A 12,403-nucleotide genomic window follows, 5' to 3' on the forward strand; every position below is an offset into this window, starting at 1 on the left:
AAACGCCGCGCTCACGGCTTCACCCCGTCGGCATTACCGTAGTTATCCTTAACATAGCTCATCAGGTAGATGAAGACATCTTCGAGGCCGGTGTCGATGCGTTCGGCACGCAATGGCTGGCCTTCCACGGCGCGCGCGACGGCGGCGGCGAGCGCCGCGTGGTCGCGGCCGCTTGCATGCAGCGCGGAGCCGAACACCACGGTCTGCTCGACGCCGGGGGCGCTGCGCAGTTGCGCGGCGAGCGCGGAGAGCCGCTCGCCGTGAATGGCCCACGTTTCGAGGTTCTGTTCGGCGATCACCTCGCTGGCCGTGCCCTGCGTGAGCAGCTTGCCATAGGCGATATAAGCGAGCTTGTGACAGCGCTCCGCTTCGTCCATGTAGTGCGTGCTCACGAGCACCGAGATGCCGCGCGCGGCGAGCCGGTGCAACTCCTCCCAGAAGTCGCGGCGGGCGGTGGGGTCGACGCCCGCGGTCGGCTCGTCGAGCAGCAGCAGCTCGGGCTCGTGCAGCATGCAGGCCGCGAGCGCGAGGCGCTGCTTCCAGCCGCCCGAGAGTGCGCCCGTGAGCTGGTTTGCGCGGCTCGCGAGGCCGAGCGATTCGAGCGCGTGGTCAACGGCTTCGCGGCGATTCGGCATCTGGTAAATACGCGCGACGAAGTCGAGATTTTCGCGGATCGTCAGGTCTTCCCAGTACGAGAAGCGCTGCGTCATGTAGCCCACGTGACGCTTGATCTGCGCGCTCTCGCGCAGGATGTCGAAGCCGAGGCAGGTGCCCGAGCCGGAATCGGGTGTGAGCAGGCCGCACATGAGCCGGATCGACGTGGTCTTGCCGCTGCCGTTCGGCCCGAGAAAGCCGAAGATCTCGCCGCGCGCCACGCGTAGCGAAACGTCGTTCACGACGTGCTTGCTGCCGAAATGCTTGTTGAGATTGCGCACGTCGATGGCGTAGTCGCCGCTGCGCTCGGAAGCCGTGCTCATTGCAGCGTCACCTCGACCGGCTGGCCCGGATGAAGCTTCACGGCGTCTTGCGCGGAAGGCCGCGCCTCGATCATGAAGACGAGCTTCGCGCGGTTCTCGTTGCTGTAGATGACGGGCGGCGTGTATTCGGCGGCATTCGAGATCCACGTGATGGTGGCCGGGACCTGCGCGGCACAGCCGTCGCAGCGCACGTTCACCTTGCGGCCGGGCGCGAGCGAGCCGACTATCGTTTCGGGCACGAAGAAGCGCACTTTCACGTTCTGCGGCGGCAGCATCTGCACGACGGGACTGCCCGCCTGCACCCATTCGCCGACGCGAAAGAGCGTGTCGTAGACGAGGCCCGCGCCCGGCACGTTCACGCGCTTCTGGTCGAGCCGCCACTGCGCTTGCGCGAGCGAGGCGCGCGAGGCTTCGACTTCGGCGGCCTGTGCGGCGATTTGCGCAGCGCGGCCCGGCAGGTTCGCCACGCGCACCTGATTTTGCAGTTCGCGCACCTGTGCGGCGGTGGAGGCGGCCTGCGCGCGCGAGTCGTCGAGCTGCGCCTGCGCGATGCCGCCCGCGCGCAATTGCGCTTCGTCGCGCGTGAGCTGGAGCGCGGCCTTGTGCGCGTTCGCCTCGGCCTGCGCGAGCTGCGCTTCGGTTACGCGAACCTCGGGCGGACGCTTGCCCGTTTGCAGGTCGGCAAGCTGCTGTTGCGCCGCGGCGAGCCGATGCTGCGCCTCGTCGCGTGCGGCGGTTTCTTCGACGGAATCGAGCGCGAAGGCGGGCGCATTCGCGGCCACGGTTTGCCCGCGCTGGACGTCGAGGCGCGTGAGCGTGCCCGCCTGCGATGACGCGAGATAGACATATTCGCCTTCGGCATAACCCTGCCATCCTGGCGGCCCGTGCTTCGAACACGCGGCGAGAACGAACGCGGCGGCGCACATGCAGGCGGTCGTGCGCTTCATGACGCGTCGCCCTTGCTGCTCGCTGCGCGCTTTTCCTGCGGCGCGGGCCGCAGTGCGGCGCGCAGCAGCGCGCTCACATGACGCTGCAGCGCCTCGCGCTCGATCTTTGGAAAGCCGCGCGTGCTTTGCCAGAGCTTCGAAGTCGCAAGCGGCAGCATGACGAGCGCGAGGATCGAGATGAAGAGCAGCGGCGCTTCGAGTTCGGCATTGACGGCGCCGTTGCGCTGCGCCTCGCCGACGCGTGCGGCAAAGCGCTGCAACTGCTCGACGGGCAGCCGTTTGAGCATGCGCTCGCGCAGCAAGCCGCCTTCGTTGACGATTTCGCGCAGCCAGAGCGGCGGCAGCCAGGGCATGCGCGACGTGACGTCGAAAAGCCGCGCGATCAGTTCTTCGACGAGCGCGTGCGCGTCTTGCGCGACGTCGCTCTCCACGCTTTCCCATACGAACGCGATCGAGCGCGCGATGCGCTCCTCGACCACCGCGTCGAGCAGCTTTTCGCGGTTCGTGAAGTAGTAATGCACCATCGCCGATGTCACGCCGGCGGCCTCGGCAATCTGCGCCATCGTGGTGGCCGCGATGCCTTGCTCGCCGAACAATTGCGTGGCGCTGGCGAGCAGCCGCTCGCGCATGTCGAGGTCGGCGTCGGCGCGGCGCCGGCCGCGCTGGCGGGGCGTGGAAGAAGAGGGGCGGGAACGGGTTGCCATCGCTCTACTTTAATTCACGCGTTAGTTAAATTCAAACATCGTCCGATGCGGGTTAACCCTTGATCGAGTATCGGAGGATGAAAGGCGTTTCAGACCTTTCCTATACAAAAAGGATGGCGTGTCGTTCAGTCTGTGAGATTCCCGCTGAAGGGACCTCCATACTCACTCCGCCATGGAACAAAAAATGAAACGCATCGTGGTAATCGACGATCACCCGATCGTGCTCAAGATGCTCGCCAACGTGCTGCATTCGGAGTACGAGCTGGTGGGCGAGTGCGGCGACGGCGAAGAGGGTCTGCGCCTCGTACAGGAACTACAGCCGGACCTGGTGATCCTCGACCTCGAGTTGCCCGGGCTCGACGGCCTTTCCGTCATCCGGGGAATTCGCGCGAAGCAGCCCGAAGCGCGCATTCTCGTGCTCTCGGCCAAGCCCGAGCTCGTCATGGCCAATCACACGCGCGTTGCGGGTGCGAGCGCCTACGTCAACAAGAATCGCGGTGTCGAGGAGTTGTGCGGCGTCGTCAAGGCGGTGCTGCTCGGCTACAACTGCTTCCCGGCGGCCAGTTGCGGCGGCGGCCGCGACGTGGCGCTCAACGGGCTTTCGCCGCGCGAAGTCGAGGTGCTGCAATATCTCGCGCGCGGTATGAGCAACAAGGGTATTGCGGCGCGTCTTGGTCTGTCTGACAAGACTGTGAGCACCTACAAGACGCGGGTGCTCGACAAGCTCGGCGTGTCGTCGCTCGCCGCGCTGATCGAGTTCGCGTCGCTCAACAAGCTGATCGAATGACCCGCCAAAAATACAGCCGAAAAAAAAGCCCGACTTGCGTCGGGCTTCAAGTGTGACCGCACCCGTTGCCGGGCGCGGCACCTGCAAAAACGGCTTGCGTCGCGAGGCTTAAGCAGCCAGCAGCGAGCGCAGCACGAACGGCAGAATACCGCCGTGCTTGTAGTAGTCGACTTCGATCGGCGTGTCGATGCGCAGCAGCACCTGAATACGCTGCTCCTTGCCATCCTTGCGGCGGATGACGAGCGTCAGGTCCTGTTGTGGCTTGAAGTCGTCCGTCAGGCCTTCGATGTCGTACGTTTCTTCGCCGGTCAGGCCGAGCGACTGAACGCTGTCCGAACCCTTGAACTGCAGCGGCAGAACGCCCATGCCGACCAGGTTCGAGCGGTGAATGCGCTCGAAGCTGCGTGCGACCACGGCCTTCACGCCCAGCAACTGCGTGCCCTTGGCTGCCCAGTCGCGCGACGAACCCGTGCCGTACTCTTCGCCGGCGAACACCATGGTCGGCGTGCCGGCGTCGATGTACTTCATGGCGGCGTCGTAAATCGACATCTGTTCGCCGCTCGGCTGGTGGATCGTCAGGCCGCCTTCCACGCGCGTGCCGTCGGCCTTCGCCGGGATCATCAGGTTCTTGATCCGGACGTTCGCGAAGGTGCCGCGCATCATCACGTCGTGGTTGCCGCGGCGCGAGCCGTAGCTGTTGAAGTCGGCCTTCTGCACGCCGTTCGCCTTCAGCCACTTGCCTGCGGGCGAATCTTCCTTGATCGAGCCCGCCGGGCTGATGTGGTCGGTCGTGACCGAGTCGCCGAAGATGCCCAGTGCGCGCGCGCCCTTGATCTCGGCAACTTCCGACGACGGCGTCATCGAGAATTCCTTGCCGAAGAACGGCGGCTCGGCGATGTACGTCGACTTCGGCCAGTCGTAGACCTGCCCTTCCTCGCCCTCGATCTTGCTCCACAGGTCGCCCTTCTTCGTGAGCTGGCTGTAGTTCTTCTGGTAAACGTCAGCATCGAGCGCAAACTTGAGCAGCGCGTTGACTTCCTCGCTCGTCGGCCAGATGTCGCCGAGGTAGATGTCCTTGCCGCCCTTGCCCTGGCCGACCGGTTCCGTCATCAGGTCGCGCGTGATGTTGCCCGCGATCGCGTAGGCGACGACGAGCGGCGGCGAGGCCAGGAAGTTCGCGCGGATGTTCGGGTGGATGCGCGCTTCGAAGTTGCGGTTGCCCGACAGCACGGCGGCCGCGACGACGTCGTTCTTCGTGATGGCTTCGTTCAGTTCCGGCGTGAGGTCGCCGGCATTGCCGATGCAGGTCGTGCAGCCGTAGGCCGCGAGTTCGAAGCCGAGCTTCGAGAGATACGGCAGGAGGCCCGTCTTCGTCAGGTATTCCGTGACGATGCGCGACCCCGGGGCGAGCGAGGTCTTGATGTGCGGCGCGACCGTGAGGCCCGCTTCCACGGCCTTTTTCGCCAGCAGGCCGGCGGCCAGCAGCACGCTCGGGTTCGACGTGTTCGTGCACGACGTGATCGCGGCGATCAGCACGTCGCCGTTGTGCAGCTTGACGCCGTCGGTCGTCTTGTACTCGGCCGCGAGGTCGTCGGCCTTCTTGTTGAAGCCGTTTTCGCCGACCGGCTTCGAGAACAGGTCGGTGAAGGTCGACTTCACGTTGCCGATTTCGATGCGGTCCTGCGGGCGCTTCGGGCCGGCCAGCGACGGCGTGACCGTGCCGAGGTCGAGCGTCAGCGTCTTCGTGTAGTCGATGTCGCCGGCCTTCGGAATGCCGAACAGCTCCTGCGCCTTGAAGTAGTTCTCGAACGCGGCGATTTCGGCTTCCGTGCGGCCCGTGCCCTTGAAGTAGCCGATCGTCTTTTCGTCGACGGGGAAGAAGCCCATGGTCGCGCCGTATTCCGGCGCCATGTTGCCGATCGTCGCGCGGTCCGGCAGCGACAGCGAGGCCGTGCCTTCGCCGAAGAACTCGACGAACTTGCCGACGACCTTCTCCTTGCGCAGCATTTCGGTGATTGTCAGCACGAGGTCGGTGGCCGTGCAGCCTTCGCGCAGCTTGCCCTTTAGCTCGACGCCGACGACGTCCGGCGTGAGGAAGTACACCGGCTGGCCGAGCATGCCCGCTTCCGCTTCGATGCCGCCCACGCCCCAGCCCACCACGCCGATGCCGTTGATCATCGTCGTGTGCGAATCCGTGCCGACGAGCGTGTCCGGATAGTAGACGGTGTCGCCGCCTTCAGCCTTCTTGTGCACGCCGCGCGCGAGATATTCGAGGTTGACCTGGTGGACGATGCCGATGCCCGGCGGCACGACCTTGAACGTGTCGAACGCCTGCATCCCCCACTTCATGAACTGGTAGCGCTCGTTGTTGCGCTGGAACTCCAGCTTCATGTTCAGGTCGAGCGCGTCCTTCTGGCGGAAGTAGTCGATCTGGACCGAGTGGTCGACGACGAGATCCACCGGCACGAGCGGCTCGATGACCTTCGGGTCCTTGCCGACGTGCTGGGCGACGCCGCGCATCGCGGCGATGTCGGCGAGCAGCGGCACGCCCGTGAAGTCCTGCAGCACGACGCGCGAAACGACGAACGGAATTTCGTCGACGCGCGCGGCGGTCGGCTTCCAGTTCGCGAGTTGCTCGATGTGCTCTTCCGCGATCTTCTTGCCGTCATAGTTACGCAGCACGGACTCGAGCACGATACGGATCGAGACCGGCAGGCGATTGATCTTCACGCCGAGCTGCTTGCCGAGTTGCGGCAGCGAGTAGAACTTGCCTTTGCCGGAACCGCTGTCGAATTCCTTTAGCGTTTTGTGGAGATTGTGGGCCATGGTGTTTTCCTTCGTTTAATCGCGGAAATAACGCTTTACTGCACGTTTGCTGCTTGCCTGATTGCTCAGATTACGTACAAGTCGACGTACTCGTTGACGGGCAGGGCGCAAAGCCGCGCTTCGTCTAGCGAGACATCGAGAATCGCCTGCTGCTGCTTCGCGGGGAAGCGGCGCGCGAGGTTGGTGCGGAATTTTTCGATCAGCAGCGGGATGCCTTCGGCGCGGCGCCGCTGGTGGCCGATCGGGTATTCCACTACGACCTCGTCGAGCGTCGTGCCGTCGTACAGCTCGACGGTGAGCGCATTCGCGATCGAACGCTTGTTCGGGTCGTGATAATCCTTCGTGAACTGCGGGTCTTCCACGCACGCCGTTTTCGCACGCAGCGCGTCGATGCGCGCGTCGCTCGCGACTTCGTCTTCGTAATCGGCGGCAGTAAGGCGCCCGAAGATGAGCGGCACGGCGACCATGTACTGGATGCAGTGGTCGCGGTCGGCCGGATTCGCGAGCGGGCCGCTCTTGTCGATGATGCGGATCGCCGCTTCGTGCGTGCGTATGATGATGCGCTTGATGTCCCCAACCGTCTTGCCCTTTTGCGCGAGCACGCCGTGCAGCGTCATGGCGGCTTCGGCGGCGGTCTGCGCGTGGAATTCGGCGGGGAACGAAATCTTGAACAGCACGTTTTCCATCACGTACGTGCCATAAGGGCGCTGGAACCTGAACGGCTGCCCCTTGAACGAGACGTCGTAAAAGCCCCACGTTTTCGCCGTGAGCGCCGAGGGGTAGCCCATCTCGCCCGTCTTCGCCATGAGCGCGAGGCGCACGGCGCGCGAGGTAGCGTCGCCGGCGGCCCACGACTTGCGCGACCCCGTGTTGGGCGCGTGGCGATAGGTGCGCAGCGACTGGCCGTCGACCATCGCGAGCGAGACGGCGTTGATCAGTTCGTCGCGCGTGAGCCCGAGCATCTGCCCGACCACGGCGGTCGAGGCGAGCTTCACGAGCAACACGTGGTCGAGACCGACCTTGTTGAACGAGTTCTCCAGCGCGATGCAGCCCTGGATCTCATGCGCCTTCACCATGCCTTCGAGCACGTGCCTCATGGTGAGCGGCGGCTTGCCCTGAGCGATGGCCGTGCGCGAGAGCCAGTCGGCGGTCGCGAGAATGCCGCCCAGGTTGTCCGACGGATGGCCCCACTCGGCGGCGAGCCACGTGTCGTTGAAGTCGAGCCAGCGGATCATCGCGCCGATATTGAACGCGGCCTGAACCGGGTCGAGCTGGAATTGCGTGCCCGGCACCTTCGCGCCATGCGGGACGATCGTGCCGGGCACGATCGGGCCCAGCAGCTTGGTGCAGGCGGGGTAGGAGAGCGCCTCGAGTCCGCAGCCGAGCGTATCGATCAGGCAATGCCGGGCCGTAGACAGCGCGAGCGCGCTGTCGACCCGGAAGTTCAGGATGTAGTCGACGATATCGACCAGGACTTGATCCGGCTGCGGCCTGAGGTTGGGGGTCGGTGTGGACATCGAGGCGCTCCCTCGGCCCTGGCTTACTGGCCCGCTGCGCCGCTGGCCGGTGCGCCGCGGTTAGCCGGGTTCAGTGCCTGAGCCTGTGTCGGCGCCATGGCGCCTTGTTGCATTGCAATCGTCTTGCACTCGTCGGCCAGACGCGAGCTGTCCTTGTCCGAGAACAGCATGGCCTTCGTCGGGATCACGACGAGGTCGAGACCGGTGGCGGCGTCGTGGAAGCGGTCGGCGCCCGTGGTCGTGACCTGGCGCGGCAGGTTGTAGTTCTTGTTCGCCCAGTGAACCGTGACGATCTGGTCACGCGCCATGTCGCCCTTCAGGTCGAATTGGGCGCCTTCCGCGCAGCTCCAGTGCTCCGAGCCGTCCGGGATCGGATCGACCTTCGCTTCCTTGGCCGGGTTGGGCTTGCGCTTGATGATGCGATGCTTCGGCGCCGGCTTTTTGGCGGTGGTCGACGGGCCTTGTGCGGCGGCGTCGGTGGCGGCCAGCATCATCGTCGAGGACAGCGTGCCGATGACAGCGGCGATCAGCAGTTTCTTCATGGGAGTCAAACCTTTATCTATCCAAATCAGTTGATCAGTGCGCGGCCGCGGGGGTGCGACCGCCGTTTGCACTGCGCGCGCCCCGAAAGCGCACAGCGGACGCTATTTTCACCTATTTATCGCCATGAGCTTCAATTTCTCCCGGCCGGTGTCGCTTGCCTGGGTTCACTTGCGCCTGCCGTCGCCGCGCCGTGCGGCGGCAGGCTCCATGCGCTGCGGCGGCGGGTTGCGCTGAAAACGTTTTCGACACCGGGTTCCTCGCGCACATCAGGCCGGCTCCTGCGCCAGTTTGCCCGATGCGAAGAGCGGCGCCGTTTCGGCCGGCACGGCGCGGCCCGTAGACCGCGCGCGGCGCAGCACCGACCAGTAGTAACGGTAGCTCGCGCGGTCGTGCAGCGTGTCGCCGTGGCGCGTCGGACCCCATTGCGCATGCTGCGCGGCGAGCAGGATTTCGGCGGCCAGCGCAATTTCTTCATCGCGCGGCGCGAACGCGGCGACGATTGCCGGAATTTGCGCCGGGTGAATGCTCCACATGCGCGTGTAGCCGAACTCGTTGCGCGCGCGGCGCGCGTCGTTCGCGACGACCTCCATGTCACGCACTTCCGTGCTCACATTATGCGAGGGCACGCGGCCGAAGGCGTGGCAGGCCGCCGCGATTTCGAGCTTCGCGCGGCGCACGAGCGGGTGATCGAACTGGCCCGGCGAGCGCATCGCCGAATCGGGAATCGCGCCGTCGTGCGCGGAAACGAAGTCCATCAGCCCGAAGCTCAACGCCTCGACGCCGCGCAGCGCCGAGAGGTCGAACACGCGCGCGAGCGCGCCGTGCGTTTCGACGAGCAATTGCACGGGGATCGGCTTGTCGATGCCCATTTCGACGCGCGTGGCTTCGATAAACGCCGTCATTTCGGCGGCGTCGCCCACAGCGCGGATTTTCGGCAGTGTGATGAAGGCCGGCGCGCGCTTTGCGGCGCGCAGGATCAGGCGCACGTCGTCGCGCCAATGCGGGTGATGGAAGTCGTGAACGCGCACACCCACGCGTCCGAAGCGGTCGTGCTCGCCGCCGATCAACGACGCCACGAGTTCCGCGTGCTCGGCCTCGCGGCCAACCTGGGCGCCATCTTCGCAATCGAGCGTGATGTCGAACACCGGGCCGAGCTGCTGCTGCAGCGCGAGCGATTTCAGCATCAGCTTCTCGCTGCCCGCGTAGTGATCGCATGCGGGCAGAATGGCGGGCGGCGCTTCGCCGTCAAACAGCACTTCGGCGGGGAGGATGGCGCGCATCTTCGGCGTCGGGAGTCGAGTGTTGTAGGAGATACCGGATTCGGATGCGTCCTGCCGGCAAGGCGCATGCGGATCGGGCGGTCCGCGGGAAGCTGGCGGCGCGCGGTCCGCCGAGGGGCCGCGCGTGCAGGAAGCAGAACGGAACGGCGCTGGATAGCGCAGAAGGCGGCGCGTAGCCAGCGCGTTCCGTTCGTGCGCCTGGCTTACTTGCCGAGCAGGTGCGCCACGCCGTCGCGCTCTTCGAGCAGCTCATTCAGCGTGCCGTCCATCTTCTCGCGCGAGAACGCGTCGATTTCGAGGCCTTCCACGCGCTTGTATTCGCCGTTCTCGGTGGTCACCGGCACGCCGTAGATGATGTCTTCGGGGATGCCGTACGAGCCGTCCGACGGGATGCCCATCGTGACCCACTTGCCGTTCGTGCCCAGGACCCAGTCACGCACGTGGTCGATTGCCGCATTGGCCGCCGAAGCCGCCGACGAGAGGCCGCGCGCTTCGATGATCGCCGCGCCGCGCTTGCCGACCGTCGGGATGAACGTGTTGCGGTTCCATTCGTCGTCGTTGATCAGCTTCGTGAGCGACTGGCCTTCGACCGTGGCGAAACGGAAGTCGGGGTACATCGTCGGCGAGTGGTTGCCCCACACGGCGAGCTTCTCGATCGAGGCGACCGGCTTGCCCGACCTGGCCGCCAGTTGCGACAGCGCGCGGTTGTGGTCCAGGCGCAGCATGGCCGTGAAGTTCTTCTTCGGCAGGTCCGGCGCCGACTTCATGGCGATGTAAGCATTCGTGTTGGCCGGGTTGCCGACCACGAGCACCTTCACGTCGCGGCTCGCGACGTCGTTCAGGGCCTTGCCCTGAACCGTGAAGATTTCGGCGTTGGCCGAGAGCAGGTCCTTGCGCTCCATGCCCTTCGAGCGCGGACGGGCGCCCACGAGCAGTGCGACGTCGGCGTCCTTGAACGCAACCTTCGGATCGTCAGTGACCACGACGCCCGCGAGCAGCGGGAATGCGCAGTCTTCCAGTTCCATCACGACGCCTTTGACGGCGGCTTGCGCTTGCGGCAGGTCAAGCAATTGCAGGATGACGGGCTGGTCTTTGCCGAGCAGGTCGCCGTTCGCAATGCGGAACAGCAGGGAGTAACCGATCTGACCTGCGGCGCCGGTGACGGCAACGCGCTTTGCGGGCTTAGCCATTGAAAATCTCCAGGAAGATGCGTTAGACGCCAGGGTAAAACGCCATTCTATATGCGTGATACACGAAGCGTAGGTGAAACAGGCGGTCTTTCCCGCCGGCATGCGCGCTTCACTGGATCTTCACCAACTGCCAGGCCGTGACGCGCGCCGCCGGCGCGGGCCGCCGTGCCGGGAACCATGTGCAACATGGCAAGAGATGAACGGGCGTTCTTCGAGGGACGCCGGACGCTTCGCGTGTGCCGATTCCTGCAACAGCTCGCTCGGGCTCTCCCACAGATGCGCGGCGCGCATGGGCTTACGCGTGCCGGCCGGCGCGGAACCTCTACTGCGTTTACTGCGAGAGGGAACAGCATGGCGCAAGGCGGCTCGCGGCGCATTCGCCACGAGATGGATGCAGCCGGCGGCTCCTGTGCCCACTGTTTTTAGCGCTGAAAACAACCGCCGAAACCGGTCGGCAACCCGCCCGCAAACCCTTGCTCGATCGGCAGTGTAGGAGTCGTCAGGGTCAAAGTCAACAGTATCTTATGTCTTATATAAGACATAACTATTGAAGCCAAAAATGCTTGATACGCGGGGGGCATTTATGTTGAAATGCGCGCCATGAGTGCGAACCCGGCCAGCAACGCGAATTCTACCGCTCCCGAGAGCGGGGCCCATGCGTCCGCGCCTGCGGTTTCGCCGTCCCCGACCTTCAGTCCGCTGTATCAGCAAATCAAGGGGCTCATTACACAGAGCCTCGAGTCCGGCGAATGGAAGCCCGGCGAAATCATCCCCAGCGAAGTCGAACTGGCCGCCCGTTACAAGGTGAGCCAGGGGACCGTGCGCAAGGCGATCGACGAACTGGCCGCCGACAATCTGCTGGTGCGCCGTCAAGGCAAGGGCACCTTTGTTGCGACGCACAACGAAGAGCGCGCCCAGTTTCGCTTCCTGAGATTACTCGCCGATGATGGCGCCGAGCACCCGCACGTGAGCAAGCTGCTCGAGTGCCGCCGCCTGCGCGCCTCGGCGGAGATCGCGCGCCAGCTCGAACTCAAGCCCGCGGACCCAGTGGTGCTGATCCGGCGCCTGCTGCAGTTCGACGGCGAAAGCACCGTGCTCGACGAGATCTGGCTGCCCGGCGGCGTGTTCCGCGGGCTCACGAGCGAGCGCCTCGCCGAATACAAGGGGCCGCTCTATGCGATGTTCGAAACGGAGTTCGGCACGCGCATGATCCGCGCGACGGAGAAGATTCGCGCGGTGGCCGCCGAGCCCACCGTGGCCGATCTTCTCAAGGTGCCCGCCGGTTTTCCTTTGCTGTCGGTCGAGCGGGTGTCCTATACCTATGGAGACCGGCCAGTCGAGGTGCGCCGTGGATGGTATGTCACAACCGGGTACTACTATCAGAATGATTTGAGTTGACGGGCGGCCGCGCGAGGCGCGGCGCCTTTCCCCACGTGCCTTTGCTTGCGCGCCCCACCAGCTGCTCCCGAGGTGGATTTCGCTGCAGCGCGATATGAAAAGGCGCTAAAATCGCGAATTAGTGTTAACACATAGTAGGGGTCTAGCATGGCAGAAGCCGCAAAAAAACCGAGGCCGGAATACCGGAACATCGGGCTTGGGCAGATATTGTTCGCATACCGCCTGCCTCTGGCC

10 protein-coding genes and 1 pseudogene are annotated in these 12,403 nt (G+C 64.9%); 3 read left to right on the forward strand and 8 right to left on the reverse strand.

All coding sequences use genetic code 11. The features are described from left to right. Positions 1-11: 11 nt before the first annotated feature. The 3 genes from BLU17_RS28420 to BLU17_RS28430 are packed head-to-tail and all read right to left on the reverse strand — an operon-like array spanning position 12 to position 2,628. Positions 12-977: an ABC transporter ATP-binding protein gene (locus BLU17_RS28420; protein ID WP_092004773.1), complete on the reverse strand. Its 966-nt coding sequence runs from the start codon at positions 975-977 to the stop codon at positions 12-14. Continuing rightward, complete coding sequence (locus tag BLU17_RS28425) at positions 974-1,924, reverse strand: HlyD family secretion protein (RefSeq protein WP_092004776.1); 951 nt, start codon at positions 1,922-1,924, stop codon at positions 974-976. Before BLU17_RS28425 ends, BLU17_RS28420 begins: the two co-directional genes overlap by 4 nt. Next, complete coding sequence (locus BLU17_RS28430; RefSeq protein ID WP_092004778.1) at positions 1,921-2,628, reverse strand: TetR/AcrR family transcriptional regulator; 708 nt, start codon at positions 2,626-2,628, stop codon at positions 1,921-1,923. Before BLU17_RS28430 ends, BLU17_RS28425 begins: the two co-directional genes overlap by 4 nt. 184 nt (positions 2,629-2,812) lie before the next feature. Here BLU17_RS28430 and BLU17_RS28435 point away from each other — a divergent pair, with 184 nt between their 5' ends. Then, the gene (locus BLU17_RS28435) at positions 2,813-3,415 is read left to right on the forward strand and encodes a response regulator transcription factor (protein ID WP_092004782.1); all 603 of its coding nucleotides are present in this window, start codon (positions 2,813-2,815) and stop codon (positions 3,413-3,415) included. A gap of 108 nt (positions 3,416-3,523) precedes the next feature. Here BLU17_RS28435 and acnA read toward each other — a convergent pair whose 3' ends face one another. From acnA to BLU17_RS28460, 5 genes are all read right to left on the reverse strand, one after another. Beyond that, the gene (acnA, locus tag BLU17_RS28440) at positions 3,524-6,241 is read right to left on the reverse strand and encodes an aconitate hydratase AcnA (protein ID WP_092004785.1); all 2,718 of its coding nucleotides are present in this window, start codon (positions 6,239-6,241) and stop codon (positions 3,524-3,526) included. Positions 6,242-6,306: 65 nt separating this feature from the next. After that, positions 6,307-7,758 carry a bifunctional 2-methylcitrate dehydratase/aconitate hydratase gene (locus tag BLU17_RS28445; RefSeq protein ID WP_092004788.1) on the reverse strand — a complete coding sequence of 484 codons (1,452 nt, stop codon included), beginning with the start codon at positions 7,756-7,758 and terminating at the stop codon, positions 6,307-6,309. 23 nt (positions 7,759-7,781) lie between these two features. Continuing rightward, the gene (locus tag BLU17_RS28450; protein WP_092004791.1) at positions 7,782-8,300 is read right to left on the reverse strand and encodes a hypothetical protein; all 519 of its coding nucleotides are present in this window, start codon (positions 8,298-8,300) and stop codon (positions 7,782-7,784) included. Between the two features lie 267 nt (positions 8,301-8,567). Then, the gene (locus tag BLU17_RS28455) at positions 8,568-9,581 is read right to left on the reverse strand and encodes an HpcH/HpaI aldolase/citrate lyase family protein (RefSeq protein ID WP_092004794.1); all 1,014 of its coding nucleotides are present in this window, start codon (positions 9,579-9,581) and stop codon (positions 8,568-8,570) included. A gap of 203 nt (positions 9,582-9,784) precedes the next feature. Next, the gene (locus BLU17_RS28460; RefSeq protein WP_092004797.1) at positions 9,785-10,771 is read right to left on the reverse strand and encodes a malate dehydrogenase; all 987 of its coding nucleotides are present in this window, start codon (positions 10,769-10,771) and stop codon (positions 9,785-9,787) included. Between the two features lie 600 nt (positions 10,772-11,371). Here BLU17_RS28460 and BLU17_RS28465 point away from each other — a divergent pair. Both BLU17_RS28465 and BLU17_RS34045 read left to right on the forward strand, forming a co-directional pair. After that, complete coding sequence (locus BLU17_RS28465; protein WP_092004825.1) at positions 11,372-12,169, forward strand: GntR family transcriptional regulator; 798 nt, start codon at positions 11,372-11,374, stop codon at positions 12,167-12,169. 147 nt (positions 12,170-12,316) lie between these two features. Beyond that, positions 12,317-12,403: pseudogene (locus BLU17_RS34045) on the forward strand (succinate dehydrogenase, cytochrome b556 subunit); the annotation flags it as partial.

Source organism: Paraburkholderia lycopersici (assembly GCF_900096975.1).
Classification (GTDB): domain Bacteria; phylum Pseudomonadota; class Gammaproteobacteria; order Burkholderiales; family Burkholderiaceae; genus Paraburkholderia; species Paraburkholderia lycopersici.